Annotated in this window: 27 protein-coding genes; 8 read left to right on the top strand and 19 right to left on the bottom strand. The window is 61.7% G+C overall.

Annotated features, from left to right (window positions below; all coding sequences use genetic code 11):
• Positions 1-203: 203 nt before the first annotated feature.
• The gene (locus tag AWB75_RS14570) at positions 204-1,205 is read right to left on the bottom strand and encodes an FUSC family protein (RefSeq protein ID WP_061124787.1); all 1,002 of its coding nucleotides are present in this window, start codon (positions 1,203-1,205) and stop codon (positions 204-206) included.
• Positions 1,206-1,444: 239 nt separating this feature from the next.
• Here AWB75_RS14570 and AWB75_RS14565 point away from each other — a divergent pair, with 239 nt between their 5' ends.
• The 5 genes from AWB75_RS14565 to AWB75_RS37030 all read left to right on the top strand — a co-directional run bounded on the left by AWB75_RS14565 (position 1,445) and on the right by AWB75_RS37030 (position 5,242).
• Complete coding sequence (locus tag AWB75_RS14565) at positions 1,445-2,980, top strand: methyl-accepting chemotaxis protein (protein ID WP_061124786.1); 1,536 nt, start codon at positions 1,445-1,447, stop codon at positions 2,978-2,980.
• 290 nt (positions 2,981-3,270) lie between these two features.
• Positions 3,271-3,636, top strand: coding sequence for a PAAR domain-containing protein (locus AWB75_RS14555; protein WP_061124784.1), 366 nt, complete (start codon positions 3,271-3,273; stop codon positions 3,634-3,636).
• A complete protein-coding gene (locus AWB75_RS14550) occupies positions 3,629-4,159 on the top strand; it encodes a PAAR domain-containing protein (RefSeq protein ID WP_061124783.1) in 531 nt (176 codons plus the stop codon). Before AWB75_RS14555 ends, AWB75_RS14550 begins: the two co-directional genes overlap by 8 nt.
• Entirely contained in the window at positions 4,159-4,821 is a 663-nt protein-coding gene (locus AWB75_RS14545; protein ID WP_061124782.1) for a M35 family metallo-endopeptidase, read from the top strand. Before AWB75_RS14550 ends, AWB75_RS14545 begins: the two co-directional genes overlap by 1 nt.
• Positions 4,802-5,242: a hypothetical protein gene (locus AWB75_RS37030; RefSeq protein ID WP_143746436.1), complete on the top strand. Its 441-nt coding sequence runs from the start codon at positions 4,802-4,804 to the stop codon at positions 5,240-5,242. The genes AWB75_RS14545 and AWB75_RS37030 overlap by 20 nt, the downstream gene beginning before the upstream one ends.
• A 427-nt stretch (positions 5,243-5,669) precedes the next feature.
• On the opposite strand, the gene AWB75_RS14540 is transcribed toward AWB75_RS37030, so the two are convergent.
• Positions 5,670-6,548: a LysR family transcriptional regulator gene (locus AWB75_RS14540; RefSeq protein ID WP_061124781.1), complete on the bottom strand. Its 879-nt coding sequence runs from the start codon at positions 6,546-6,548 to the stop codon at positions 5,670-5,672.
• 95 nt (positions 6,549-6,643) lie between these two features.
• Here AWB75_RS14540 and AWB75_RS14535 point away from each other — a divergent pair, with 95 nt between their 5' ends.
• Entirely contained in the window at positions 6,644-7,744 is a 1,101-nt protein-coding gene (locus AWB75_RS14535; RefSeq protein ID WP_061124780.1) for an NADH:flavin oxidoreductase/NADH oxidase, read from the top strand.
• Positions 7,745-7,780: 36 nt separating this feature from the next.
• Here AWB75_RS14535 and AWB75_RS14530 read toward each other — a convergent pair whose 3' ends face one another.
• The 6 genes from AWB75_RS14530 to AWB75_RS14505 form a co-directional block, all read right to left on the bottom strand.
• Entirely contained in the window at positions 7,781-8,467 is a 687-nt protein-coding gene (locus AWB75_RS14530) for a substrate-binding domain-containing protein (protein ID WP_235012101.1), read from the bottom strand.
• Positions 8,468-8,478: 11 nt separating this feature from the next.
• The gene (gene ligK / locus AWB75_RS14525; RefSeq protein ID WP_061124778.1) at positions 8,479-9,162 is read right to left on the bottom strand and encodes a 4-carboxy-4-hydroxy-2-oxoadipate aldolase/oxaloacetate decarboxylase; all 684 of its coding nucleotides are present in this window, start codon (positions 9,160-9,162) and stop codon (positions 8,479-8,481) included.
• A 1-nt stretch (position 9,163) separates the two neighbouring features.
• Positions 9,164-10,189: an amidohydrolase family protein gene (locus AWB75_RS14520; RefSeq protein ID WP_061124777.1), complete on the bottom strand. Its 1,026-nt coding sequence runs from the start codon at positions 10,187-10,189 to the stop codon at positions 9,164-9,166.
• Between the two features lie 155 nt (positions 10,190-10,344).
• Positions 10,345-11,694: an MFS transporter gene (locus AWB75_RS14515; protein WP_061124776.1), complete on the bottom strand. Its 1,350-nt coding sequence runs from the start codon at positions 11,692-11,694 to the stop codon at positions 10,345-10,347.
• 82 nt (positions 11,695-11,776) lie between these two features.
• On the bottom strand, positions 11,777-13,078 hold the full coding sequence (locus AWB75_RS14510) for a gallate dioxygenase (protein WP_061124775.1): 1,302 nt from the start codon (positions 13,076-13,078) through the stop codon (positions 11,777-11,779).
• Between the two features lie 225 nt (positions 13,079-13,303).
• Complete coding sequence (locus AWB75_RS14505; RefSeq protein WP_061124894.1) at positions 13,304-14,089, bottom strand: IclR family transcriptional regulator; 786 nt, start codon at positions 14,087-14,089, stop codon at positions 13,304-13,306.
• A gap of 185 nt (positions 14,090-14,274) precedes the next feature.
• On the opposite strand from AWB75_RS14505, the gene AWB75_RS14500 reads away from it, so the two are divergent.
• Together AWB75_RS14500 and AWB75_RS14495 are read left to right on the top strand one after the other, a co-directional pair.
• Positions 14,275-15,558 carry an MFS transporter gene (locus tag AWB75_RS14500; RefSeq protein ID WP_061124774.1) on the top strand — a complete coding sequence of 428 codons (1,284 nt, stop codon included), beginning with the start codon at positions 14,275-14,277 and terminating at the stop codon, positions 15,556-15,558.
• A gap of 4 nt (positions 15,559-15,562) precedes the next feature.
• Positions 15,563-16,009, top strand: coding sequence for a type II 3-dehydroquinate dehydratase (locus tag AWB75_RS14495; protein ID WP_061124773.1), 447 nt, complete (start codon positions 15,563-15,565; stop codon positions 16,007-16,009).
• Between the two features lie 155 nt (positions 16,010-16,164).
• Here the strand turns inward: AWB75_RS14495 and AWB75_RS14490 are convergent, their stop codons facing one another.
• From AWB75_RS14490 to AWB75_RS14445, 11 genes are all read right to left on the bottom strand, one after another.
• Positions 16,165-17,070, bottom strand: a complete 906-nt coding sequence (locus tag AWB75_RS14490; protein WP_061124772.1) for a LysR family transcriptional regulator — start codon at positions 17,068-17,070, stop codon at positions 16,165-16,167.
• A gap of 75 nt (positions 17,071-17,145) precedes the next feature.
• Positions 17,146-17,583 (bottom strand): type II 3-dehydroquinate dehydratase, encoded by a 438-nt coding sequence (gene aroQ / locus AWB75_RS14485; RefSeq protein WP_061124893.1) that lies wholly within the window; start codon positions 17,581-17,583, stop codon positions 17,146-17,148.
• Positions 17,583-17,708 (bottom strand): hypothetical protein, encoded by a 126-nt coding sequence (locus tag AWB75_RS39150; RefSeq protein WP_268807830.1) that lies wholly within the window; start codon positions 17,706-17,708, stop codon positions 17,583-17,585. The genes aroQ and AWB75_RS39150 overlap by 1 nt, the downstream gene beginning before the upstream one ends.
• 20 nt (positions 17,709-17,728) lie before the next feature.
• Positions 17,729-18,562, bottom strand: a complete 834-nt coding sequence (gene aroE / locus AWB75_RS14480; RefSeq protein ID WP_061124771.1) for a shikimate dehydrogenase — start codon at positions 18,560-18,562, stop codon at positions 17,729-17,731.
• Positions 18,562-19,782 (bottom strand): CaiB/BaiF CoA transferase family protein, encoded by a 1,221-nt coding sequence (locus AWB75_RS14475; RefSeq protein WP_061124770.1) that lies wholly within the window; start codon positions 19,780-19,782, stop codon positions 18,562-18,564. Before AWB75_RS14475 ends, aroE begins: the two co-directional genes overlap by 1 nt.
• Positions 19,782-20,243 (bottom strand): MaoC family dehydratase, encoded by a 462-nt coding sequence (locus AWB75_RS14470; RefSeq protein WP_061124769.1) that lies wholly within the window; start codon positions 20,241-20,243, stop codon positions 19,782-19,784. Before AWB75_RS14470 ends, AWB75_RS14475 begins: the two co-directional genes overlap by 1 nt.
• A gap of 2 nt (positions 20,244-20,245) precedes the next feature.
• Complete coding sequence (locus AWB75_RS14465; RefSeq protein ID WP_061124768.1) at positions 20,246-20,638, bottom strand: VOC family protein; 393 nt, start codon at positions 20,636-20,638, stop codon at positions 20,246-20,248.
• Entirely contained in the window at positions 20,635-21,585 is a 951-nt protein-coding gene (locus tag AWB75_RS14460; RefSeq protein ID WP_061124767.1) for a ketopantoate reductase family protein, read from the bottom strand. The genes AWB75_RS14465 and AWB75_RS14460 overlap by 4 nt, the downstream gene beginning before the upstream one ends.
• Positions 21,586-21,720: 135 nt before the next feature.
• Positions 21,721-23,778 (bottom strand): response regulator, encoded by a 2,058-nt coding sequence (locus tag AWB75_RS14455; RefSeq protein WP_061124766.1) that lies wholly within the window; start codon positions 23,776-23,778, stop codon positions 21,721-21,723.
• 6 nt (positions 23,779-23,784) lie between these two features.
• Positions 23,785-25,284, bottom strand: a complete 1,500-nt coding sequence (locus tag AWB75_RS14450; protein ID WP_061124765.1) for an ATPase domain-containing protein — start codon at positions 25,282-25,284, stop codon at positions 23,785-23,787.
• Entirely contained in the window at positions 25,274-25,636 is a 363-nt protein-coding gene (locus AWB75_RS14445) for a HigA family addiction module antitoxin (protein ID WP_061124892.1), read from the bottom strand. The genes AWB75_RS14450 and AWB75_RS14445 overlap by 11 nt, the downstream gene beginning before the upstream one ends.
• Positions 25,637-25,639 lie beyond the last annotated feature (3 nt).

Below are 25,639 nucleotides of genomic sequence, written 5' to 3'. Positions count from 1 at the left end.
TGTTCGGGACCAGAGTAAGCGCTTCACGCCGGCCGCGGCACAGAACTACTCTCGTGGTCCGGCAGTAGCGAGTGCCCTCACAAGGCTCACCGGGCTTGGATCGCGCACGGTCTGTCACAACGCGCCGTTCAGCGAATTGGCGCAGCCCTTGCGCGCTCCGGCCCGCTTCGCGGCCGACCGGTCGAGCGGGTTTTTCCCCGCCTTTATCGCGACAGACGGCTCGCTGCCGCATGCATGCCGAACACGCACACAATGCCGATCACGCCGCCCGCAAGCACATGCGTAAGCCGCTCGAACGCTTCGGCCGCAGACTGGTTCGCCAGCATGATCGCCAAAGCCACGAACAGACAACGGAAAAAATATCCCACGATGTAGCGCTGGAACGCGACTAGCGTGAGAAAACCCGCGAGCGTCGCGAGCGTGACGGCCATGCCCGAATGCGGCACGATATAACGCCCGAGCACGATGCCGATCGGCACGCCCGCAATCACGCCGATCGCGCGGTTCCGCAACTTCGCTCGCGCCGTATCCACCGCGCCAGTCACGATGCTGGCCGCGCCCCAGATCACCCATTGCGCATGCTCCATCCGCCAATAAACGACCATCACCGCCGCAATGCCGACGCTCGCGAGCATCGCGGCCAGATCTTCGCCCAAAGGCGCGCGCGCGCCGAAATCGTCGAGATTGGACCAGCGCGCCACAGGCCTGCCGCGCGAGCGTATATAAGCCAATGTCACCGCTGGCATGAGCGCCACGAGCAGATAAGGCAGGTAAGCAGGCGCCGCGCGCATCAATGCATCGACGGTGCGCCCGCCATGCAGTTCGTTCGCCAATATGAGGACCGGGACGAAGGTCCAGTTGCCCAGCGTGCGCAATCTCTCGCCGCGCGACGCAAGCAATATCACGCCCGCCGCGAGCAGCATGCACGCAATAATGAAGAACGCCGGCACCAGCTCGGCAAGCAGCAGCAGATACGTTCCCGCGATGATCGCGAGCCCGTGCGCCACGACGGCCACCGGCCTGAGCGCGAGCCGGTCTTCCGCGATGACGGCAGAGATCGCGAGCAGCGACGCCTTCATCCACAACGTATTGCAAGTCACGAGCGCAAGCACGACGAACGGCAGCAGCGCGGCAACCGCGCGCAAGAGCGGCCAGACCGTGATCTCGCTGGCGAGACGAAATTGCTGCGGCGCGTCGGCAGGCATGCGCGGAAATCCCTCCTTCCTGAGACGGAAGAAGTGTAGAACGGTTTTCGAGGCGCTAAGCCCTTGAATCAGGGCAAGTCCGCGGCGTAAGCCTTTGGTAGCATTTCAAGCGGCCCCTAAAGGGGATCGCCGTGCTGTCGTTATACAGGCTGTCCGATGGTTTTCATCGGGCGCGCAAGCTGGCGTCGCATCGTCGCCCTCGCGCACGCGCACCTGCGATGCAGCCACTTGAGAGAGCTATGTTTTCGACAATCAAAGGCCGGCTGGCCTTGGCCATGACGCTGCTGAGCGCGCTTCTGATCGCAATCGGCCTCGTCGGACTGATCGGCATGAGCCGGTCCAACTCGGTCACCTATGACCTGTTCACGAATGAAATGCCGAGCGCAGTGTCGATCGGCAACGCGGAGATGTTCACGGCGCGCGAGCGTCTGAGCTTCGACCGCGCGGCGCTCAACGTGGGCACGCCCGCCGCGGAAGATGCGATCGGCCGCGGCGCGCTGATGCGCAAAACCTCCGACGACGCCTGGACGAAATACGCCAGCCTGCCGCAAGGCGCCGGCGAAAAGGAACTCGCGGACAAGTTCAACGCGCAGCGTCTCGCAGTGCAAAAGCTGATCGATCAAGGCTATGCCGATGTGCGCGCGCAGGATCACGAGAAGATCATCGCCGACGCGAGCGCGATGCAGGCGGCATTCAACGAGTTCGCAAAGTCCGGGGCCGCGGTGCGCAAGCTCCAGTTCGAATCGGCGCAGACTGCTTATGACGATGGACAGGCGACGTTCGGCATGTTCCGGACCGGCAGCATCGTCGCGATTCTGGTGGGCGTGGCCGCGGCGTTTTACACGTGGATATCGCTGCGCGGCCGTATCGCGCGTCCGCTCGATGCAGCCCTCGCCCAGTTCGACGCCATCGCCGCCGGCGATCTGCGCAGCAACGTGAAGGTGACGTCGAACGACGAAATGGGCCAGTTGCTGCGCGGCCTTTCGACGATGCAGGCGAGCCTCATCGATACGGTGCGCACGGTTCGCAGCGGCAGCGAATCGATCGCTTCCGCAACCAAGCAGATCGCCGCGGGCAACGTGGATCTTTCGTCGCGCACCGAAGAGCAGGCGTCTGCCTTGCAGCAAACCGCGTCGAGCATGGACGAACTGACGGGCACCGTCAAACAGAACGCCGACAACGCGCGTCAGGCGAGCGTGCTTGCCGCGAATGCGTCGGAGATCGCGGGCAAGGGCAGTCATGTCGTTTCGCAGGTCGTGACGACGATGGGCGAGATCAATCAAAGCTCTTCGAAGATCGCGGACATCATCACGATCATCGAGGGCATTGCGTTCCAGACGAACATTCTCGCGTTGAACGCGGCGGTGGAAGCGGCGCGTGCGGGCGAGGAAGGACGCGGCTTCGCGGTCGTGGCGGGCGAAGTGCGTAGCCTCGCGCAACGCTCGTCGGCGGCGGCGAAGGAGATCAAGGAGCTGATCGACAACTCGGTGGACCGCGTGCAATCGGGCACTGCGCTCGTCGACGAAGCGGGCCGCACAATGACGGAGATCAGCACGGCGGTGCAGCGCGTGACCGACATCATGGGGGAGATCGCGGCGGCATCCGAGGAACAGTCGAGCGGCATCGATCAGGTGGCGCGCGCCGTCACGCAGATGGACGAAGTGACGCAACAGAACGCGGCGCTGGTCGAGGAAGCGGCCGCTGCGGCGCAATCGCTGGAAGATCAGGCAGGCGCGCTGCGCACGGCGGTGGAGACGTTCCGGCTTCAGGATTAGGGGATGCGGGCGGGGGGTTGAGGGGGTTGGGTCGTTCATCGAGCGACCGTGTTGCGTGGAGACAAGACAACAGTCGGGGCATCGGAATCACGGCGAAAGTGTTGCTGCCATCAAAGCAAATAAATCCGATATTCGCCTCTTTTTCAAGTCCCGATTTTTCATCGCGCACCCGTTCGAGTGGTCAAGCATCAAGCTGTCCAATCTCATCGACACAAAATTACCAGACTTGATTCCAATCGACTTTCTGATCCGATAAGTTCGTCATCCCTAACAACAGTCGGGATAACGACATGGACAAGTCAGAAATCATTCATTGGATAGCCACCATCGGTTCGACAACCGAACGCGGCGGGCGAACTTCGAAGGTATCGAGCGGCGCGGAATTCGACGGCTTCAAAGCCGCGCTCGTCGGCGATACCGTCATGTACGACGATGGAACCGAAGCCATCATTCTCGACGGTTCGGGCTTCGGTGCGACATGGGCTAACAAGCCGTTCGCATTGGTTGGTTCGCGTCTGAGCAACGGCGATCGAATCGCAACGACACCGCAATCAGCGTTCAGCATCTCCGTGAAAGAAGGCGAGACGATTCCGGGATTGTTCGAACCGGGATATGTGCCGCCTTATGCGTCAGAGTCCGGGGTGAAGCATGCGTAAAGCCGCTGTACGCCACGGCGATCCGACCACTACGCGCGGTTTCGTGATCGCGTATTCATCGACCATCTTCGATGACGGACGACAAGTCGCCCTCAGCGGCGACGAAGCCACATGCGGAAACTGCAAGGGAGCCTACAAGATATTCGGCACCGGCGACGGTATGACCGAGAAGACGCGCAGCGTTGTCGTTGAAGGCGACAGAGTGCTTTGTCCATGCGGCAAAAACCGGGTCATCGTCGGAAGCAATCCGGGCATCTTTCTGGAAGTCGACAGCGGCACTAACAGCGCGCAAAGCGCGGGCTCGGCATCTTTTGCTGGTTCTCCGTCTCCCGCTTCGGTCTTCGATGAAGCGTACGTGCTTCGCGACGACACCACCGGTAGGCCACTCGTGAACGTTTTCTATCGCTTGACCAGCACCAGCGGGGTCGTTGTGGAAGGTATGACCGACCGATCCGGAAAAACACAACGCATCAAGACCGGCGCAGCCGAAAGGATCGCCGTGAAGGTAGGGGAAGCAGTGTAATGGAAAGAGAACTCTTTGAAGTTCATTCGTCGATGACAAACACGATTGAAGGCTCGTCGGTAATCATCGATGTGAATACCGAACGCATATGCCCGAATATGACAAACAAGGAATTCCGCGAAATGGCGGAACGCTTGATCGGGTGGGCGAATGTGTTGCTAAGAAGGCGTCTCGATGATCTTCGTCGCAACGATGCGAAAACAAAAGAGCGAATGCGAAAGTGGTTCGGAAGAGATGACGCGACCACTCGAGCCTATCTACTGGATGGGTTTACGAAGGTGAGTGCCGTAATGTCTGACTTGAAGCCCACCCATTTAATTCGGGTGGGTTCGGATGAAGACCGCGCGCTCGGTTGCGCTCCTAATGTGAACAACCTAGACGGGGAAGCCGCGCACGTTTGCAGCCCTAACATTCAAAATCGGCGCATTGCGATCGGCCTTCAATTTTGCAATGTGCTCACGGACTACCGGGAATTTCAAGATTCACGAGTCTCGACACTTATTCATGAGGTGACCCACTTCGGTGATACGTTCGCCAGCGGCGACCCTCGTTACGTCATCTCCACCCCGCTAGCACTTTGGGGGCAGAGTAATCAAGACCTTGCTCTTAAAAATGCCGACTCGCTCGCAGCGTTCGTAATTTATGATGAAAAGCAGCCTTAAATCCGTTTTAATCAGCCTAGTGATGTTTTGCGCGGAGTGTCATGCAGCATGCACCGGTTCAAGCAATCGACCTGCGCAATATTTTTCGATCGTTTTCGAGAAGGAGCATTCGGATATCTCCCCGGAGCAGGCACAACGTTTCGGCACTTGGGCTTCGGAGATGCTCGCAAGATTTCCTCTTCAACAGTGGCTTTCGATTTCAGGAGACGCTATGCCGAATGAAGTCGAACCTAATGCGCTTGCTCGCCGTCGCGCCGTTGAGGTGGCAAAGCTCGCCTTAGATAGAGGCTTGTCGATTGCACCGATCGAGATCAAGATTGAAGTCGGCTCTGTAGGCAATCCAAACAGCTACGGATCGGAAGGTAGATCGGCTTTTATTCAGCTAAGCAGCGGATGCCCCAACGACTGCTGCGAAAAATAAGTTAGGCGCCTGTTGTTTCAAGCGGCCAGCTCAACGCAGGCCGCTTTTTTGCGTCTTAGTGTTCGGCGGCGACTGGCGTGCACAATGAGCTCCGATACCACCGTCCCCGCGCGAGCGGCTTCTGGCTGTTTATCTGATGGCTGGACAGGGCACTTTTGCATCGAAACAATCCCGGCATGAGAGGCCTATCAAGGCAACACGGTCATCCGGCGAAGCGTACAAAAACGGCTCGCGCGCGTGAGATTTTTCTAAAAGTCATCGTGCACATAAAGGGGGTAACGAGGGGGTTGAGCGTCGGCGTTTTTGCTGAGATTACTGCCCCATAGGGCTTTGCGACTGATTGCTTGCTTGCAGCAGCAAAGAAAGTGACTGCCGCCCCGCACAGCAATGCCAATCAACCGACACGAACACGTGACCCAGCGCAAGACTACCCTTTCGTCCTGACCCGTTCCCTCAGATACTCCACAGTCCGCACACACCGCACCGGCAGTGGCCACTCCGCGCGCCGAATGAGCCAAAGCGTATCGACCACAGGCGCACCACATTCAATGACACCGATCGCCTCCGGCTTACCGAACGCAATCCGCGCATAACGCGGTATCACCGTAAAGCCAAGCCCACGCGCGACAAATTCCAGAATTAGGCTGATCTGGTTGCTGAACCCTTGCCGCCGCAAGCTGCCGACGCCTGGATTCCCCGGAAAGCGCCGGCTCAGCAAACGGCTCGCGGTCATATGCGCTTCCGGATAGTCGATGAAGCCGAGCCGTTCCAGATCGCTCCACTCATGCACGTCCGCGTTCGCGGGCACGACGAGCTCGAGCGGCTCCTCGATGAACTTGCTCGCGGCAAGACGCGGATCGTCCGGCTTCAACGCAACGATGCCGAGATCGTAGCGGCTCTCCAGCACGGCTTCGAGCACTTCCGAATCCGGTGCGAAGCGATGACGCATCTTCCATTCCGGACGCTGCTGCTGCAGATCCAGCAACAGCGGAAAAAGCACGAGCCCGATGCTGCCCGGCGTGATCCATCCGATCTCGCCGGCTTCGTCCTCGCTGTCGGACAAACGCGAAGCGAGACGTTTGCCGGCAAGCTCCATCTCGCTGCAATAGTCGAGCAGCGCACGGCCCGCAGGCGTCAGTTCGATGCCACGCGTGCGGCGAACCACGAGCAGGCCTAGCTGATCTTCGAGATGACGAAGATGCTGGCTCACGGCGGCCTGCGTCAGATCGAGACGTTCCGCCGCACGCGTGAAGCTGCCGAGATCGACGAGCGCGAGAAAGGTGCGCAGCCATTGCGGATTGAGCATCACAAAATTTTATTGAATTGATAACTCGTAGATAGTTTTCATTATGACACTGAACGGTTAATCTCATCCCCCTCAAGTCAAACAGAGAACCACAGATGTCAGCACTCTTCACTCCGTTCAAACTGAAAGACGTCACGTTGCGCAACCGCATCGCCATTCCGCCGATGTGCCAGTACAGCGCCATCGACGGCTTCGTCAACGATTGGCACCTCAGCCATTACGCCAGCCTCGCGCGCGGCGGCGCGGGCCTCGTGATCGTCGAGGCAACGGGCGTATCGCCGGAGGGCCGCATCACGCCGGGCTGCACCGGCCTTTGGGACGACGCGCATATCGAAGGCATGAAGAACATCGCGGCGGCGATCAAGGCGGCGGGCGCGGTGCCCGGCATCCAGATTGCGCATGCGGGCCGCAAGGCGAGCGCGAACCGTCCGTGGGAAGGCGACGATCACATCGCCGGAAACGACGATCGCGGCTGGGACACACTCGCGCCTTCCGCCGTCGCGTTCGGCGGTGGCTTGCCGAAGGTGCCGAAGGCAATGACGCTCGAAGAAATCGAACGCGTGAAGGCAGACTTCGCCGCTGCCGCGCGTCGTGCGCGCGAAGCGGGCTTCGAATGGCTGGAGTTGCACTTCGCGCACGGCTATCTCGCGCAAAGCTTCTTCTCCGTCGATGCGAACCATCGCGACGATCAATACGGCGGCGATCTCGCGGGACGCAGCCGCTTCCTCGTCGAGACCTTCGACGCAGTGCGCGAAGTGTGGCCGCAGAACCTGCCGTTGACGGCACGCTTCGGGGTCATCGAATACGATGGCCGTGATGAAACCACGCTGAAGGAATCGATCGAACTGACAAAGACGCTGCGTCGCAAGGGCCTCGATCTGATGAGCGTGAGCGTCGGCTTTTCCACGCCCGATGCGCGCATCCCCTGGGGACCGGCCTTCCTCGGTCCGATCGCGGAACGCGTGCGTCGTGAAGCGGAGATTCCCGTTGCGTCGGCGTGGGGATTCGATTCGCCGCCCAACGCGGAGCATGCGGTCGCGTCGGGACAACTTGATCTCGTGATGATCGGACGCGCGCATCTGTCGAATCCGCACTGGCCGTATCAGGCGGCGAAGCAGTTAAATGTCGAGCGCCCGTCGTGGGCCTTGCCTGCGCCGTACGCGCATTGGCTCGAACGCTACGCCGTGGCGGAATGATGTCGTGACGCAAGAAAGCGCTCGCTGAGCGCTTTCTTATCGAACAGGCTCCATCCCGTACCGCACTTTCATTGCATCGGCATCGGGTGAAACTGCAAACTCGAGAAACTCGCGTGCAAGCGCCGAAGCGTTTGCATTCGCGCATACCGCGCCTTCGAAGACCGTCAGCGTTTGAATCGCGGACGGCAACATGCCGAGCACGTCGATGCCCGCCACGCCGATCATCTCGCTCATCTGCTGAAAGCCCAGTTCGACTTCGCCTTGCGCGATGAGCGTGCCCACCGCGACGCCCGGCGGCGCCTGCACGATGCGCGATGCGATGCGCTCCGCAATACCCCAACGCTCGAACAAGCGCGTCAGATACACGCCGCTCGGTCCCGTCGAATAACCGATACTGCGCGCCGCGAGCACGGCTTCACGCACGGCGGCTTCATCGTCGATGGAAGGGTGCGGCGCACCGGACGCAACGGCAATCGCAATGCCCGAGCGCGCGATGTGCACGCGGCTATTCGCATCGACGCGCCCCGCTGCCGCGAGCCGCTCGATGACATCCGAGGCCAGCACGACGATATCGAACGCCTCGCCTTCGTCGATACGCTTGAACGCCGCGACGCCGCCCGTCGATTCGATCGCAACCCGCTTGCCCGATCGCGCTTCGAATGCGGAAGCGAGTTCGTTGAGCACGCTGCGCGTGGCCATCGATGAAATGCCGGTCATGCTCATCTTTTCCGGCATCAGTCGATATAACGCAGGCCGGCCTTTTCGAGCGGCTCGCGCATCTTGTACATGTCGAGGCCGAGCACGCCGCTCGCCAGCTTCGCGCGCTTCTCTTCTTCGAACGCCTCGCGCGCGACAGCCTTGTCGAGCACACGCTGCGCCGATGCGGACGGCACGACGACGACGCCATCGTCATCCGCGACGATCACATCGCCCGGCGTGACCATCGCGCCCGCGCACACCACGGGGATGTTCACCGAGCCGAGCGTCGCCTTCACCGTGCCTTTCGCGGAGATCGCACGGCTCCAGACCGGGAAGTTCATCCCCGTGAGCACGCGCACGTCGCGCACGCCGCCGTCGATGACGAGCCCCCGCGCGCCGCGCGCCTTGAAGCTCGTCGCGAGCAGATCGCCGAAGAAGCCATCGGTGTTATCGGTCGTGCATGCGGCCACGACGATATCGCCAGGGCGGATCTGCTCGGCCGCGACGTGCAGCATCCAGTTGTCGCCCGGTTGCAGCAGCACCGTCACCGCCGTGCCGCTCGCCTGTGCGCCGGCGTAGATGGGCCGCATATAAGTCTTCGTCAGGCCGACACGACCCATTGCTTCATGCACGGTCGCCGAACCGAGCGCGCCGAGTTTTTCGGCCGCATGGGCGTTCGCGCGATCGATGTTGCGATACACCACTCCGAGTTCGTACATATCAACGTCCCTTCGCTTTGAGCGCCGCATCCAGACGCGGATACACGCGGCGCGCGTTGCCTTCGTAAATCTTGTAGCGCGCTTCGGGCTCGATGTTGGCCGCCTCGACATAGCGCTTCGTATCGTCGAAATAGTGCCCTGTTTCAGGATCGATGCCGCGCACCGCGCCGATCATCTCGCTCGCGAACAAAATGTTATCGACGGGAATCACACGCGTTAGCAGATCAATGCCCGGCTGGTGATACACGCAGGTATCGAAGAACACATTGTTGAGCAAATGATCCTTAAGCAAAGGTTTTTTCAGCTCTTGCGCGAGACCGCGGAAACGTCCCCAGTGATATGGCACCGCGCCGCCGCCGTGCGGAATCACGAACTTGAGCGTCGGGAAATCGCGGAACAGGTCGGACGTGAGGCACTGCATGAACGCGGTCGTGTCGGCGTTCAGATAGTGCGCCCCCGTCGTATGAAAACACGCGTTGCAACTCGTGCTCACGTGGATCATCGCCGGAATGTCGTACTCGACCATTTTCTCGTAGACCGGATACCACGAGCGGTCCGACAGCGGCGGACTCGTCCAGTGTCCGCCCGACGGGTCAGGATTCAGGTTGATCGCGACATTGCCGTATTGCTCGACGCACTTCACGAGCTCGGGAATGCACGTCGAAACATCGACGCCCGGGCTTTGCGGCAACATCGCCGCCGGGATGAAGCTGTCGGGAAACAGCTCGCTCACACGAAAGCACAGCTCGTTGCAGATTGCGGCCCACGTGCTCGACACTTCGAAATCGCCGATGTGATGCGCCATGAAGCTCGCGCGTGGGCTGAAGATCGTGAGATCGAGACCGCGGTCGTGCATCAGGCGAAGCTGATTCGTTTCGATCGATTCGCGTAGTTCTTCGTCGGTGATTTTCAGTTCCGATACGGTCGGCATCTCGGAAGGATTCTTGATGCCAGCGATCTGCCGGTTACGCCACGATTCGAGCGCCTTCGGCGCAGTCGTGTAGTGGCCGTGAATGTCGATGATCATTTTGCTTACTCCTGATTTGCTTCGCGCACTTTTCAAGCTCGTGCCTTTCTCTTTTCTTTCTCTTCTCTATGGGGAAACTTGGTTTCTTGGTGGTCTATTGGCTCTGCCAATAAACCGACACGAAATCAGGTTCCCCAACTCAACTCAAGAAAACCTCAATGAGCGACATGAGCCCGCGCCTGGGCCTCATCCCCGCGCCTGCGCTGCGCGACAAGAATCGAAACAGCCGCGAGCGTCCCAGGCACGGCAAGCATCGCAAGAATCGCACCGAACTCCCAACCGAGTCCAAGCAACGCGCCACCAATCGCCGAACCGAAAATACTGCCAAAACGGCCCATGCCAAGCATCCAACTCACACCGGTCGCCCGCGCAACGGTCGGATATCGTCCCGGCGCGAAGGCGTTGAGGCCCGTCTGCGCGCCGCTCATGCAGAAGCCCGCCGCGAACACGAGCACCGCCAGCGACGACGACAACGCACCGATCCACGCGAGCCCGAGCACGCACACCGCGCCGCCGAGATACGCCGCGCTGATGACCGGCGCCGGACGCGTCTTGTCCATGATGAAGCCGACGATGATCGCGCCGATGGTGCCGCCGATCTGGAACATCGCCGTGATGTTCGCCGCCGCGGTGACGGTGAGGCCCGCATCCTTCATCAGCGTCGGCAGCCAGCCAGTCAGCAGATAGATCACGAGCAGGCCCATGAAATACGTGACCCACAGCGCCGCCGTCATCAGGCCATAACCTTGCGAGAACAACACGCCGATGGGCTTCTTCGTCGGCAGCGGCGGTTCGTTCGAGACGAACGTCTCGGTGCCGTCGAAGCGCGCGCCGCACACGCGGCCCAGCACCTTGCCGATGCGCGCCGAGGTCGCGCCGCGCACCGCGAGCAGACGCGCCGATTCGGGCAACAGCCAGATTTGCAGCGGAATCAGCGCAAGCGGCAATGCGCCGCCGAAGATCAGCACCGAGCGCCAGCCGTGCACCGGAATCAGCCAGCCCGCGACGAAGCCGATCAACGCCGAGCCGAGATTGAAGCCCGTGAACATGACGGTGATGAGCAGCGCGCGCTTGCGTTGCGGCGCGTATTCGGAGAGCAGCGTCGTCGTGTTGGGCATCGCGGCGCCGAGGCCGATGCCAGTCAACAGACGCAGCGCCGCCATGCTCGCGGGCGAATTCGTGAACGCGGTTGCGATGGTGAAGACGCCGAAGAGAAACACGGATGCAATCAGCACCCACTTGCGTCCGATGCGATCCGATGCCGGCCCTGCCGCCAGCGCGCCGATCACGAGACCGATCGGCGCCGCGCTCATCACGAGACCGAACGCGGGGCGCGAGATGTGCCAGTCCGCGATGATCGATGGCGCAACGAAGCCCATGATCGCGACGTCCATGCCGTCGGCCATCACGACCAGAAAGCACAGCGCGACCAGCAGCCACTGGTACGCGGAAATGGGCCGCTCGTCGATGAAGCCCTTGATGTCGATGCTTTTACCGCTTTTCATGTGTTGTCTCCCGTCCCCATGTGTCGACCAGAGTTAGCGCTTCAGCGCTTACTCCGGTCCCATGCAGAGCTGATGTCGTGTGTTACTTCTTGCCTTCTTCTGCCTTGTCCCATTCGAGCTTGCCGCCGCTCTTGCCTGCAACGGAGTACAGCGCGCCGGGCGCGTTACGTGTCTTCTGAAACTCTTCGAGCGTTTCGCCGCGCATGGCGGCATAGATATGCAGATTCGATACGCCCGTCACCGCGCCTAGCTTTTCGAGCATGAAGAAAATCACGCCGTAGCGAAGCAGGCCGCGCCAGTCGCGTCGGCGAACGAGATCGCGTTCTTCATCGCTCAGGCCGAAGGCTTCGTAGCTCGCTTCTTCATCGGCCCTGAATGCCTCGCGATGCGCGGGCTCGACCATGCGATGCAGATAATCGTTGATGCGATAAGCCCGCACGGCCGTCTCGATCGAGAACGGATACGTGCCTTCGAGCTTCTCGACATCCGTGAGCTGCACGGCCATCTTCTGGCGATGACGCTCGGCGATCGCGGGCTTGGTCTCGCTGTCCTCGCCCTCGTAGATCGCGGTCGCGATGCCCGCCATCGACGGCAGGTAGTAGCTGCGATGCTTGCACACGACATTGCTCGACAGAGCGCCGCGCATCGTGAGCCACATGATCACTTCGGCGCCTTCGTAGCCGCCGAGCGCCGCGTATTCCGCGATGGTCATGTCGGCAAGCTGCTCGGGATCGCGCTCGAAGAGATCGAGGAAGCGCGCATCCCATTGCGTGTTGTTGAAGCCCGCACGTTCGCCGTGGACCTGATGCGAGAGGCCGCCCGTCGCGAGAATCGCGACCTTGATATCTTCCGGATAGCTTTCTATCGCGCGGCGCAGCGCCTGACCAAGCTTGAAGAAGCGGCGCGCGCTCGGCACGGGCAATTGCAGCACGCCCATTTGCAAGGGCACGAGCTTGATGGGCCATTCGGGCTTGTGCGGACACAGCATCGACAGCGGCGAGAAACAGCCGTGATCCAGCGCCTTATTCTGAAAGAACGACATGTCGAATTCATCGGTCATCAACGACGTGCCGATGTGCGCGGCCAGCGCGGGATGACCTTTGACCGGCGGCAGATCGCGCGCGCCGCCGCCTTCGTCCGCGACGCGCCACTCGGGGCCGACGCCCAGCGCAAACGCGGAGTAGTGGTCGAAAAAGAACGACGTGACGTGGTCGTTATAGATCGTGACGACGACATCGGGCTGCTTCTCCGCGAGCCAGTTCGCGAGCGGCGCGAAGTTCTCGAAGATCGGCGCCCAGACGGGATCGTCGCGCTTGTTCTTGTCGAACGCGAAACCGATCGTCGGCGTATGCGAGGCGGCGATGCCTCCGATGATTCGTGCCATGTGCGCTGCTCCTTGCTCTCGGGAAACTGATGCCGAAGAGTAGGAGCAACGCCGCACAGCGGGTACTACGCGTTAACCAGAGCTTTTGCCTTCTGAATGGGGTTTCGATGCGCGCGAAGCCTGATGGGAAGCGGCAGAGCGCGTCATCGTCGCAAGCGGCTCACGCGATATGCCGATAAACAAAACTGATGGCGCGTGAAACAGGACGCAAAATCGCTCGAAAGCTCATCCCTTGCCGAGCGGCGGCCGACTCGGAAATCCGGCCATATTGCTCAACTGGGCCAGCTCACCGGCCGCCTCGCGCAGCAAGATAGAGTACGCGTGAATCTTCTCGGCCGTCAGCCGTACCCGCGGACCGGCCAGGCTGATGACGCCGACGCAGCGCGATCCGCTGACCACGGGCGCCGCCACCGCCGACATGCGTGGGGCGAACACCTCGTCGATCATCGCGTAGCCGCGCACGCGCGCGGCGTGCAGGAAACCCAGCAGCGCTTTTAGCGTCGTCGGCGCATTGGGTCCGAACTCGTTCGGCTGCCCGAAGCCCTGCTTCAACACGAGCGCGGCCGCCTGTTCATCGGTCATCGTCATGAGCCACGCGTGTCCCGTCGACGTGCAGGAGAGCCGTGCTGCGTGCCCCATGTCGGGATCGTAGCGAAAGCCGGTGCGCTGTCCGTCCGCCTTGCCCACCCAGATGATTGCGTCGCCGTCGACCAGGGAAAGGCGCGCCAGTTCGCCAGTCTGCGCCGCGACGCGTTCGATGATCGGCTGGGCGATATCCGCGATGCCGGTCAGACTCAGGAATTCGAGCCCGTTCGACGTCATGCGCATGGTCAGGATGTAGCGGCTGTGATCGACGAGCTGCCTGACATAGCCGCTATCGGCGAGTTCGGCGAGCACGCGGTGGCACGTGCTGCGCGGCAGGTTCAACGCGTCGGCAATGGCCAGGAGGCCGGCGCCTTCGCCTTGCGACGCGAGGAAATCGAGAATTCTCAGACCGTTTTTCAACGACATGTCGCGCGAATTTTCGTGATGTGAAATGCAGTTCCGGTGCGGAACGCCCCGCTTTTGCAGGGCAAACAATAGCACCTGTTCGTCGCCAGAAACGAACTTCAACACATCGAAAATCAGGAGACACCATGTCAGTGATCGCTGACTCAGACATCGCAGCCGGAACACGGTCCGCGCAGGCTCACTTGATGGCGCGTCGCGCGGTGGCGGGCGCCACCGTAGGCACCGCGCTGGAGTGGTTCGACTTCGCGCTGTACGGCGTCGTCGCAGCCACGATCTTTCCGAAGCTGTTCTTCCCATCGCTCGACCCGACCGCTTCGCTGCTCGCCTCGCTGGCGAGCTTCTGGGCCGGGCTGGCCGCGCGCCCGCTCGGCGCGGTGATCTGCGGCATGCTCGGCGATCGTTGGGGACGCCGCAACCTCATGTTGATTACGGTCTCGGTGATGGGCGCGTCGTCGTTCCTGATGGGACTGCTGCCGACCTATCAGCAAGTCGGCATCCTCGCGCCGACGCTGCTGGTCTCGCTGCGCATCATCCAGGGTTTTGCGCTAGGCGGCGAATCGACGGGCGCACAACTGATGGCGGTCGAGCATGCGTCCGCCGCGCGGCGGGGGTGGTATTCGGGCTTGCTCGGCATCTGCTCGCCGCTCAGCCAGATCCTCGCGAATTTCGCCCTGTTTGCGTTGTCCGCCCTGCTCTCAGCGGACGACTTCGAATCTTTCGGATGGAGAATCCCGTTCCTCGCGAGCTTCGTGCTCGTGCTGCTGGGCATCTATATCCGCATGAAAGTCAGCGAGACGCCGGCCTTCGAGGCGCTCAAGAAGAAAGGCGAAGGCGCACGCGCCGCCAATCCGCTCGGCGTCGTCTTCAAGTTTCACTGGCGCACGGCGTTGCGCCTGACACTGTTCTTCTGCGGCCCGGCTGCGCTCTTCTACCTGATCGTGGTCTTCTCGCTCAGCTATCTGACGAAGAATCTCGGCGTACCCAAACAGACCGGCTTCATGCTGCTGATGGTCGCCAACGTCTGCGCCATCGCCGGAGCGCTCGCGGGCGGATACTTGAGCGACCGGATCGGACGCAAGCGCGCGCTGCTCATCGGCTCGTTCTGCACGCTGGTCTGCTGCCTGATCTACTTTCCGATCCTCAACCAGCACTCGATAGGCATGGCGATGGCCGTGATGGGCGCCTTCCTCGGCTTCACGCAGTTTCAGAGCGGCATCCAGCCGGTGTGGTTCGCGGAGTCCTTTCCGACCGAGGCGCGCTATACGGGTTCCGCACTGTCGTACTCGGGCGCCAACCTGCTCACCGGCGGGCCGATGCCCATCGTCGCGGTGGCGCTGCTCAACGCCTTTCATGGTTCGCCGTGGGCCATCGTCGTGGTCTGCGGCTCGTTGAACCTGCTCTCCTTCATCATGATCGCGACGTCCCGGGAAACCAAAGGCACCGCCCTCGAACGTAGCGCTACACATTAAAACCATGACTCGCAAACTCTACATTCTCAATGGCTCCAACCTGAACATGCTGGGCGTCAGGGAGCCGCACCTCTACGGCAGCACCACGCTGAAGGACATCGAGCAGAACTGTCTCGCACTGGCCGAGACCCTCAAGTTCGACTGCGTATTCCGTCAGACCAACAGCGAGAGCGTGCTGATCGACTCGATCCAGGAAGCGTTCATGCAGGACGCGGCGTTGATCATCAACCCGGCCGGCTTTTCGTTCGGACGAATTCCGGTGCTCGACGCAGTCAAGCTGATTCGCAGGCCGGTGGTGGAAGTGCATATCACGAACATCCACCGGCGCTCGGAGGAATACCGCCACTCGACGATCTCGGTCGCGGCCACTGCGGTGATCTGCGGGGCTGGCGCGAACGGTTACTCGCTCGCGATCCGCGCGGTCGACGATCTCTGGGGCGATCAGCACTGAGCCTTTTTTGAATCGCTGAGGCACGCGGGCTCCGTCAGGAGTCCTCTATCGCATCGAAACCGAAGATGCGTCGCGGCGTCTCCCATCTTGTCTTCTTCGAAAACGCTCATTCCGACAGTCTCCGCGTCGTGGGTCTTGCTGAAGGCAACCACTGCCTAGCTCCTGCTCGAAAACAGATCGGCCACCACGGAGCGAAGCCAGCGATTACCGGCTTCGTGATGATACTTCGCGTGCCAATGCTGCCGCACCGCGAATTTGTCGACTGGAAACGGGCACGTATGGACCGCGATGTCATTCACTCTCGCCAGCGTCTCCCCGATATTGCGCGGCAAAGTGGCGATGAGATCGGTCGACTTCACGATCGATCCCAGTCCGAGCATTCCCGGGAGTTCGAGCACGACATCGCGTTCGATGTCCTCGCGCAACAACGCTTGCTCCAGCAGTTGCGCCCCCGTGCCAGCCGCGATGATCACGTGCCCTTCGCTGCGATATTGCTTGAGCGTCAGCCTGGCGCGCACGCGCGGATGGTTCGGATTGGCAAGGCATACCCAGTCCTGCATATAGAGCTGCTGCTGATACATTCCACTCCCGAGCCAGGGCACATGCCCGATCGCCAGATCGGCCTCGCCGGATTCGAGCGCACGCTCTGTGTTTCCGTCGATCCTTGCGGCTTCCAGCCGAATCCCCGGCGCCTGAGCGCGCACGTGGGCCAGCATCCGCGGAAGAAGCGTGATGTGACTGGCGTCCGTCATGCAAATGCGGAACCGTCGCTTCGCAGTGCCTGGATCGAACGAGATTTCCCACGCAGCGAAGCGACGAAGCGACTCCAGAATCTCCCTGCATGGTCCGATCAGCGCGTCTGCCTGAGGCGTCGGCGTCATCCCGCCCGGCGTGCGGACGAATAACGGGTCCTGTAAATGCACTCGCAGACGCCCCAGCCAGATGCTCACGGTTGGCTGGCTTTGTCCGAGCTGCTCCGCCGCTCGCGTGACGCTGCGCAAGTCATACAACAGATCAAACAACTGAAGCAGTTTCAAGTCGGGCAGTTCGGACGTGGACATGGCTTTATTGACGAACGCAATAACCTTATTGTAGTCATTGCGTCGCCTATCGCTGTCTGTCGACTGCCCGGATGATCAGCCCGCGGCCGACACAGTCGCGCGAAGTCCGAGCGAATAGCTATCGATGCCGAAGCCGCAAATCTGCCCCTTCACGATTTCGGCGAACACCGACTTATGGCGAAAGCCTTCGCGCGCGTGGATGTTCGACATGTGAATCTCGACCACGGGCACAGTCAATATCGCCAGCGCATCGCGGATGCCGTAGCTGTAGTGCGTCCATGCGCCGGCATTGATCAGCACGCCGTCGACGTTATCGACGAAAGCCTGATGGATTCGCAGACACATGTCGCCCTCGCTGTTCGTCTGATAGCTTTCGACCTCGACGCCCAATTCCCTGCCGAGCGCTTGCAGTTGCGCATTGATGTCGTCGAGCGTCGCCGTTCCGTATTGAACGGGGTCGCGCTTGCCGAACATGTTGTGGTTGATGCCATGCAGCATGAGAAACGTTTTCATCATTTCATCCAGCTTGATGTTTCGTCGGGATGCAGCGCGTTGAGGACTTCAGGCCGGTCGATCGTCAACGTGAGAAGCGGCCCTTCGACTTCATAGCGGCAAAAGCGATAGTTCTCTGGCTGCATCCGAAGCTTCCTCGCAGGCGTCAATCGAGCGGAACGGTAAGACGGTCGATGACGGCGCGCGTCTGCGGACGCACGCCCCGCCACCACGCGAACGCTTCGGCGGCCTGCTCGACCAGCATGCCGACGCCATCGGCGATACCTTGCACGCCCGCATTTCGAGCGAGCCGCAGAAAAGGCGTCAGCCCCTTTCCGTACGCGAGCTCGTAAGCCGTTCCGCGCGGGTCGAAGACGCTCGGCGGCACCGGCGGCAATTGCCCGGTCAGGCTCGCAGACGTCGCGTTCACGACGAGATCGAACTGTCCCATCGATTCCAGTTGCGCATAGCCGCACGCCGTCAACCCACCGCTCGCGGCGACCTGTTCGACGAGCGCCTTCGCCTTGTCCGCATGCCGGTTCGCGATGACGAGTTCCGCGGGCCGCGCGCCAAGGAACGGCAGCAATGCGCCGCGCACCGCGCCGCCTGCGCCGAGAATCAGCACGCGCTTGCCGGCCATCGGCTGATGCAGATTCACTTCGATATCGCGCACGAGGCCGACGCCATCGAAGTTTTCGGCGATGACGCGTCCGTTCTCGAACTTCATCGCGTTGACGGCGCCCGCGAGCGCCGCGCGTTCGCTGCGTTCGTCGGCCATCGCGAACGCCTGCAGCTTGAACGGCGCGGTGACGTTCATGCCCTTGCCGCCTTCAGCGATGAAACGTCTGACCGTATTTGCGAAGGCGTCCGCCGGTTCGAGCGGCCCCTGGATCGCGACATACGTCATGTCCTGCCCGGTTTCCTGCGCGAAGGCGCCGTGAATCAGCGGAGACTTCGTGTGCCCGATCGGATTGCCGATCACCGCGTACTGGTCGCTCATCACGCGCTCCGTTTCGAGAACAGCACGCCATCGGTCTGCATCGCGTCGATTTCGGCCGCGCTGAAGCCCAGCGATTGCGCGACTTCCTCGTTGTGCTGACCGAGATCGGGTCCGACTTCACGGATCGACGTATCGCAGTCCGAAAAGCGGAACGGCAGATTCGGCAGCCGCAGTTTTCCGAAGCGCGGATGCTCCTGCTCGATCACCATGCCGCGCGCGATGATCTGCGGATCAGCCACGACTTCATCGATGCGCTGAACCTTGGCGCAAGGGACATCGACACTGTCGAGCAATGAAAGCACCTCGGCGACCGACCGGCCCGCGACCCACGGCTTCACGACCGACAGGATGGCTTCGCGGTTCGTGTTGCGTCCGTTCAGGTTATGGAACCGCGCATCGGCGCCGAAACCGGCCGGACCGCCGTGCCGCTCGATGAGCGCGGCGAAGCGCTTCCACGAATCGTCGACCTGCGCGGCAATGACGAGATCGCCGTCGGCCGCGCGGAACACGCCATACAACGTCGATGTCGGCATGTCGTGACCGGTCTGTTCGGGAACGACGCCCTGCATCGTGTAGCACTGCACCGCGTATTCGTGCATCGACACCAGCGTGTCGTACAGCGCCATGTCGATGTGCTGGCCGCGTCCGCTCTTCACACGGCCGAGCAGCGCGGCGTTGATGGCGGCGACCGCGTGAATGCCGGTATACATGTCGCCGAGCGAGATGCGCATGAGCGGCGGCGGTTCGCCCGGATTGCCGATCATCTGCATGATGCCGCTCTTCGCTTCGGCGATGAGACCGAAGCCCGCGCGATGCGCATCGGGACCCGTGTGTCCGTAAGCCGAGATCGAACAATAGACGAGGCCCGGATTGCGCTCGGACAATGCGGCATAGCCGAGGCCGAGCTTGTCCAGCGCGCCCGGTCGATAGTTCTCGATGAAAACATCGGCGGAATCGCAAAGACGCTGCATGAACGCCTTGCCGCGCGGGTCCTTCATGTCGACGCTCACGCCGCGCTTGCCCATGTTGAGCTGCAGGAAGTAGGCGCTTTGCTGGTCGTCGAGAATCGTGGCGTGCTGACGCCCTGCGTCGCCGCTGCCGGGACGCTCGACCTTGATGACTTCCGCGCCGAGCGCGGCGAGGCATCGGCCGACATAGGGACCTGCGAGAAAGTGGCTGTAGTCGACGACGCGAATACCTTCGAGGGGACGAGCTTGCATCAGTTCGCTCCCGGTCGGCGCGGGATCATCAGACGATGCTCGCCACGTTGCACGACTTCGCCGTTCTGATTGATCAGCTCCGACGGCAGCACGACGATGCCCCAGTCCGGCTTGCTCTTGCTTGCACGCATCGCGCCGACGCGGAACTTCACATGCAGCACGTCATTGACCTTGATGGGCAGCAGAAAGTCCCACGTCCAGCCGAGCGACATGCCCGGCAGGAAGCGATAGTCGCTCTGCGTCTTCAGGCCATCGGCGATCGACAGTCCGAACAGGCCGTGCGCCACGATCGAGCCGAAGTGACTCGCGTTGGCATACTCCTCGTCGACATGCACCGGCGTGTGATCGCCCGTGAGATCGGCGTAGGCCAGGATGCGTTCTTTCGTGACCGTATAAGTCGGGCTCACGCACACGTCGCCTTCCTGCGCGTCGTCCCAATGCTTTTCGATGATGGTGCTCATGCTCACGCCTCCGCGCGTGGATTGATTGCCAGCGCCTGTGCGACGCACGTGGCCGGTCGGGCCTGAATGAGTTCAACGGCGAGCCCGTCGGGCAGACGCAGCCAGTTGCGCCCTTGCGGCATTTCGGTGACGCCGAACGCCTGCGCGGCGGCGATGGCGGCTTCGAGGTCTTCGCACATCACGCCGAGATGCGCGAGCCGGCCTTCGGGGCCTTCGAAACGCGGCTCGCTGATGAATTGCAGACCGCCCATCGTCCAGTATTGACGCGGCTCGTCGAGCGTGCCGTCGACTTCGCGCAGGGTCATGCCGAGCACTTCTTCGAAGAAGCGGATATGCCAGTGGATGTCCTTCACCCAGATCGCGACGTGCTCCAGATAGGCTTTCGGCGCGCTCATGCCGCGGCTCCTTCCTTCTGACGATCCGTCATCGCGCGCTCGATGCCCTTGATGCACGCGACGAGCGTCGAGTTCACCGGCGTCGGCACGCCGAGACGTTCGCCCCAACGCACCACCGCGCCGTTGATGAAGTCGATTTCGGTGACAGAGGACTTTTCGAGGCTTTGCAGCATCGAGGTCTTGAATGCCGGCGACAGCCCTTCGGCGGCCATGTTCCAGGCGTCTTCCGCGTTCGTGATGGACAACGTGACGCCAGCGGCTTTCGCGGCGGCCATCGCTTCTTCGATGGCGGCAAGCGACGTCGCCTTCAGAATGGGCTCGTCGTAGAGTTGCCCGTAGGTGAGGCGCGTGATGCCGGTAAGCGCGCCCGTCGCCACGTTGATCAGCAGCTTGTCCCACATCGTGCCGAGAATGTTGTCGCTGACCGTGGTCGACAGACCGGCGCTGTTGAACGCCTCCGCGATGGCCTTCGCGCGGCTCGTGATCCGGCCGTCGAGCTCGCCGATGATCGTGAGCTTTCCGGTGACGCCGGACTGGATATGGCCGGGCGCGCGCAGCACGCCGCCGACATACGTCTTGCCGGCGAGCACGCGCTCACGGCCGACGATTTCGCTCAACACGTCTTCGTGACCGAGGCCGTTCTGCAAGGAAAGCACGACCGTTTCAGGGCCGACGAGATCGAGCGCGCCGCGCATCGCCGAATCGGTGTGAAAAGACTTGACCAGCACGATCACGACATCGACCGGGCCGACGTCGGCCGGATTCATCGTCGCGCGAACCTTGACACGGCGCGTGCCGCGCTCGTCATCGACCTGCAGGCCGTCGCGAGACATGGCCTCGACGTGTGCGGCGAACCGGTCGACGAGCCACGTCTCATGGCCCCCTTCGGTGAGAGCGGAACCGATGGCGCAACCCAGCGCTCCGGCCCCCAGAAATGCGATCTTCATTGGCGTCTCCTTGAATGGAAACGAAGATACGGCTCCGGGGACATGCTGGCAATGCAATGGCTTTAATAGCGACATTGCATTTCGCAATACTAGGGGGGGCGGCGTCAACCCGATGGTGCAAGCGGCAGGCCGGATTCAACGTCCGGACGACACGGCCTTGCTGATTTCCGTCAGAAGCTGACTTTGTTGATACGGCTTGCGAAGTCGCGGCAAGTCCGCTTCCGCCAATTCCGGCAACTCGGCATAGCCGGTCGCGAGTATGACCGGCAGCGTGGGTCGAAGTGCGCGCGCGGCGATGGCCAACTCCACGCCCGTCATTCTGGGCATCGAAAAATCGGTAAGAAGGACATCGACTCTCGTGCCGCTGCGCAGGATCTCGAGCGCGGCTTCACCGGAGTTCGCCTCTATCACGACCTGTCCGAGATCTTGCAGGAGATACGACGTGCTCGTCGCGATGAGCGGGTCGTCGTCGACCACCAGTATCGTGGCCCGCATGCCGGCGGCGTCGGTCGGGGTGTAATCCGGCAAAGGCTCTCTGACTTCCGCGTGGGCAGCCTCGTCGCCCGTTACCGGCAGCCAGAGCGACGCGCACGTGCCCTTTCCTGTCGCGCTCTCGAGACGCAGCGCCCCTTGAAGCTGGCGCGCCAGGCCATGAATCATCGAGAGGCCGAGTCCGGTGCCCTTGCCGACCTCCTTCGTGGTGAAGAACGGTTCGGTCGCTCTGGCGAGCGTCGCGGCGTCCATGCCCGTGCCGTTGTCGCGCACTGTCACCCGAACATAGTCGCCCTCGGCAAGTTCGCCGTCGCCCGATGAACGGGCGGTATCCACGTTGATATTGATCGTACCGCCATCGGGCAACGCGTCGCGCGCATTGACGACGAGGTTCAGGATGGCGAGTTCGACTTGATTTGCATCGACCATCGTGTACGGGACGTCGTCAGCCGTTTCGATCGACAAATGGACCATCGAACTGATCGATCTTTCGAGCAGATCGGTCATACCGTACACCAGCGCGCACATCTGGACGGGTTCGACCTTGAGCACCTGCTGCCGGGCAAACGCGAGCAGCCGTTGCGTCAGCGCGGCGCCGCGCTGAGCGCCTTTGAGCGCGCCTTCCACCAGACGCCCGACGCGCTCCTGCGGCGGCACGTCCTTTCGCACGAGCTCCAGATTCGCCATGATGGCCATCAGGAGATTGTTGAAGTCGTGAGCGATGCCCCCCGTCAACTGGCCGATCATCTCGAGCTTCTGGACTTGTCGCAGTAGCTTTTCCGTATGTTCGCGCTGGCTGATTTCGTCGAGAACCGTTTGATGGGCGTGCTCGAGTTGCGCCGTGCGCTCCAGCACTTTGACTTCGAGCGACTCATTGATGCGCCGCAACTGGTCCTCGGACGTCTTGCGCGACGTGATGTCCGAAGACACGCCGACAAGCTGCGCGATGTGATTCCGCTCGTCGCGCACGATACGCGCCCTGATATCCACCCAATGCACCGTTCCGTTCGGCCAGACGTTGCGGTACTCGATGGCATAGTCGCAACCGGTTTCGATGCTGTGCCTCACGGCCGCCAGCATGCGTGCCCGGTCGTCCGGATGAACGCTCGCCAGAAGCTCCTCGTACGTGAAGCTGTCATGCTCGCCACGGCCGAAGATCGCCTTGCAAGTCGTCGATGCGGCCAGCGTCGACGTGGCCAGGTCCAGGTTCCACGAGCCGAGTTGTCCGGCGATCAGCGCCGTGCGCAGACGCGCCTCGCCTTCGTGCAACTCGCGAATCCTGGCCCGTGCCTCGAACTGGCGACGCCGGCCACGCACGGCGGTTTCGACCACGCTCACGAATGTCGTCGGATGGAACGGCCGCTCGATGAAGGTGACATTGCCGAGCGCTTGCGTCAGCCGTTCAGCCATGGGCCGTCGGTCGGCTCCGCCAGTGCGCCGCGTCAGGATGACGAACGGAAGGTCCGACCAGGGCGGTTGCGCCGATACCCATTCGGTCAGCACAGCAAGGTCCACCCCGTTCAGCGCTTCATCGGCGACGACCACGCAACATACATCGTCTTTCAGTTTCGCGGCGAGTTGCCGAACGTCCGCGCAAGCAGCCGATTCGATGCCGGTCGCTTCCAGAAGCGCTTGCGCGACGGAAAAGTCGCGGCCTGAAGGCGTGAGAAGGAGCACCGGGCATGGATCGGTTCCAGACATCGGTGCTCAGCCTTCTTTCGATGAAAGTAGCGGCGCCGAATTTCCGACGAACGTGGGCACACCGCGCAGCACGCCCTGAAATTCTTCCAGCGGCGCTCCGAGCACGAGGCCGGTGGAACCGATGCGGAACTCGCGAATCGATTCCTCGTGTGCTCCCGTGCGCTTCTTGATGACCGAGATCGCGCGTCGAACGCGCCCGAGCGCCTCGAAGTAGCGAAGCAGAATGACCGTGTCGGCAAGATAGGTCACGTCGACCGGCGTTTTCATGTCGCCGACCAGACCGTGCTGCGCGACGGTGAGAAACGTGTTTGCGCCTTGCCGGTTCAGATATTGCAATAACTCGTGCACATGCAGCACCAGCGCGTTCTCTTCGGGCATGGCGGCCTGATAGCCGTTCAGGCTGTCGATGACGACCGTCTTCGCGCGTGCATGATCAACGCTCGTACGAACGCGATGCGCGAACTCACCCGGAGACAGCTCGGCGGCGTCGACCTGTTCGATATGCAGGTTGCCTGCCTTTCTCATCGCTTCCAGGTCGATGCCCATGATGCGAACCCGATCGAACAGCAGCCCAAGCTCCTCGTCGAACACGAAGAGCGCCGCCTTCTCGCCTCGTTTGACGGCGGCGACGACGAACTGGAGAGCGAACAGGCTCTTTCCGGTGCCTGCGGGTCCAAGAATGAGCGTGCTCGTTCCCTGTTCGACGCCGCCGCCCAGCAGGGCGTCCAGTTCGGCCACGTCGCTCGTCATCTGAGTGCGGGCAAAGCTCGTGCGATGCTCCCCGGCAACGAGCCGCGGAAATACCGATACCCCGCCGCGCCGAATGGCGAAATCGTGGTACCCCCCGCGAAATTGCTGACCGCGATACTTGAGCACCTTCAGCCGACGTCGCTCCGCCCCATACTGCGGCGACAACTCCTCGAGCTTGATGACGCCATGCGCGACGCTATGGACTGTCTTGTCCGCGGCCTCGGAGGTCAGGTCATCCAGCAGCAGCACGGTCGCATCGCGACCTGCGAAGTAATGCTTGAATGCGAGAATCTGCCGACGGTAACGCAGAGAACTTTGCGCGAGCAATCGGATTTCGGAAAGACTGTCGATGACGACCCGCTTTGGCCTGACGCGCTCGAACTCACCGAGAATCATCTGCGTCGTTTCACCCAGTTCGAGATCCGACGAATAGAGGAGCGTCTGTTGCTGATCGGCGTCGAGCAGACTTTCGGACGGGCTCACTTCGAAGATATTGATCTCTTCACCAAGGCGCCAACCGTGCGACAAGGCGCCAGTGCGCAATTCCGACGCCGTTTCCGAGAGCGTGAAATACAAACACGGCTCACCTAGCTCCGCACCGGCAATCAGAAAGCTGAGCGCGATCGTAGTTTTGCCCGTACCGGGACTTCCTTCGAGCAGGAATACATTTCCCCGACTCAAGCCGCCGACAAGAACGTCATCAAGTCCGGATACGCCCGTGTGAGCATATTGAGGCGTTACGGGATCAGCGTCCATCGAGTGCTCCGAGTTGCTTCAATGCCAAATGAGAGAGCCGGTATCTTGGAATGTGGGGAAGCGCATCCGCCAGCGATATGCGAGCCTGACGAAGATCGTGCGCGCATTGCAGTTCCAGCCAGAACATTGCCGAGATTCCGCACAGCGCTTCCAGCCGGACAGCCATTTCTGGCGTAATGCCTGCTCGAGCGTCGAAGATGCGGTGTAGCGTCTGACGAGACACGCCCAGATCCCGGGCCGCCTGACTCACCGAGAGGTCGAGGCGCGGGAGCACAAAGTCGCGGAGAAGCACTCCGGGATGGTGCGCCTTGCGAAGTTGCCGGGATGCCTGAATGGGAGGCGCAGCGATCATGTG

The organism is Caballeronia catudaia (assembly GCF_001544755.2).
Lineage (GTDB): Bacteria > Pseudomonadota > Gammaproteobacteria > Burkholderiales > Burkholderiaceae > Caballeronia > Caballeronia catudaia.
Note: the sequence above shows the minus strand (reverse complement) of the source record. Positions and strands in the feature narration are given on the sequence as shown.

What these genes read in the sequence shown, in the direction of transcription:
- AWB75_RS14460 (WP_061124767.1), bottom strand. Translation starts at nt 21,585, where the DNA reads ATGAAGATCGCATTTCTGGGGGCCGGAGCGCTGGGTTGCGCCATCGGT.
- AWB75_RS14500 (WP_061124774.1), top strand. Translation starts at nt 14,275, where the DNA reads ATGGCGCGTCGCGCGGTGGCGGGCGCCACCGTAGGCACCGCGCTGGAG.
- AWB75_RS14465 (WP_061124768.1), bottom strand. Translation starts at nt 20,638, where the DNA reads ATGAGCGCGCCGAAAGCCTATCTGGAGCACGTCGCGATCTGGGTGAAG.
- AWB75_RS14450 (WP_061124765.1), bottom strand. Translation starts at nt 25,284, where the DNA reads ATGGACGCTGATCCCGTAACGCCTCAATATGCTCACACGGGCGTATCC.
- AWB75_RS14540 (WP_061124781.1), bottom strand. Translation starts at nt 6,548, where the DNA reads ATGCTCAATCCGCAATGGCTGCGCACCTTTCTCGCGCTCGTCGATCTC.
- AWB75_RS14445 (WP_061124892.1), bottom strand. Translation starts at nt 25,636, where the DNA reads ATGATCGCTGCGCCTCCCATTCAGGCATCCCGGCAACTTCGCAAGGCG.
- AWB75_RS14515 (WP_061124776.1), bottom strand. Translation starts at nt 11,694, where the DNA reads ATGAAAAGCGGTAAAAGCATCGACATCAAGGGCTTCATCGACGAGCGG.
- AWB75_RS14475 (WP_061124770.1), bottom strand. Translation starts at nt 19,782, where the DNA reads ATGCAAGCTCGTCCCCTCGAAGGTATTCGCGTCGTCGACTACAGCCAC.
- AWB75_RS39150 (WP_268807830.1), bottom strand. Translation starts at nt 17,708, where the DNA reads ATGCAGCCAGAGAACTATCGCTTTTGCCGCTATGAAGTCGAAGGGCCG.
- aroE (WP_061124771.1), bottom strand. Translation starts at nt 18,562, where the DNA reads ATGAGCGACCAGTACGCGGTGATCGGCAATCCGATCGGGCACACGAAG.
- AWB75_RS14505 (WP_061124894.1), bottom strand. Translation starts at nt 14,089, where the DNA reads ATGTCGTTGAAAAACGGTCTGAGAATTCTCGATTTCCTCGCGTCGCAA.
- AWB75_RS14520 (WP_061124777.1), bottom strand. Translation starts at nt 10,189, where the DNA reads ATGATCATCGACATTCACGGCCACTACACGACTGCGCCGAAGGCGCTC.
- AWB75_RS14470 (WP_061124769.1), bottom strand. Translation starts at nt 20,243, where the DNA reads ATGAGCACCATCATCGAAAAGCATTGGGACGACGCGCAGGAAGGCGAC.
- AWB75_RS14545 (WP_061124782.1), top strand. Translation starts at nt 4,159, where the DNA reads ATGGAAAGAGAACTCTTTGAAGTTCATTCGTCGATGACAAACACGATT.
- AWB75_RS14565 (WP_061124786.1), top strand. Translation starts at nt 1,445, where the DNA reads ATGTTTTCGACAATCAAAGGCCGGCTGGCCTTGGCCATGACGCTGCTG.
- AWB75_RS14550 (WP_061124783.1), top strand. Translation starts at nt 3,629, where the DNA reads ATGCGTAAAGCCGCTGTACGCCACGGCGATCCGACCACTACGCGCGGT.
- AWB75_RS14570 (WP_061124787.1), bottom strand. Translation starts at nt 1,205, where the DNA reads ATGCCTGCCGACGCGCCGCAGCAATTTCGTCTCGCCAGCGAGATCACG.
- aroQ (WP_061124893.1), bottom strand. Translation starts at nt 17,583, where the DNA reads ATGAAAACGTTTCTCATGCTGCATGGCATCAACCACAACATGTTCGGC.
- AWB75_RS37030 (WP_143746436.1), top strand. Translation starts at nt 4,802, where the DNA reads ATGATGAAAAGCAGCCTTAAATCCGTTTTAATCAGCCTAGTGATGTTT.
- AWB75_RS14555 (WP_061124784.1), top strand. Translation starts at nt 3,271, where the DNA reads ATGGACAAGTCAGAAATCATTCATTGGATAGCCACCATCGGTTCGACA.
- AWB75_RS14510 (WP_061124775.1), bottom strand. Translation starts at nt 13,078, where the DNA reads ATGGCACGAATCATCGGAGGCATCGCCGCCTCGCATACGCCGACGATC.
- AWB75_RS14535 (WP_061124780.1), top strand. Translation starts at nt 6,644, where the DNA reads ATGTCAGCACTCTTCACTCCGTTCAAACTGAAAGACGTCACGTTGCGC.
- AWB75_RS14490 (WP_061124772.1), bottom strand. Translation starts at nt 17,070, where the DNA reads ATGTCCACGTCCGAACTGCCCGACTTGAAACTGCTTCAGTTGTTTGAT.
- ligK (WP_061124778.1), bottom strand. Translation starts at nt 9,162, where the DNA reads ATGTACGAACTCGGAGTGGTGTATCGCAACATCGATCGCGCGAACGCC.
- AWB75_RS14495 (WP_061124773.1), top strand. Translation starts at nt 15,563, where the DNA reads ATGACTCGCAAACTCTACATTCTCAATGGCTCCAACCTGAACATGCTG.
- AWB75_RS14455 (WP_061124766.1), bottom strand. Translation starts at nt 23,778, where the DNA reads ATGTCTGGAACCGATCCATGCCCGGTGCTCCTTCTCACGCCTTCAGGC.
- AWB75_RS14530 (WP_235012101.1), bottom strand. Translation starts at nt 8,467, where the DNA reads ATGAGCATGACCGGCATTTCATCGATGGCCACGCGCAGCGTGCTCAAC.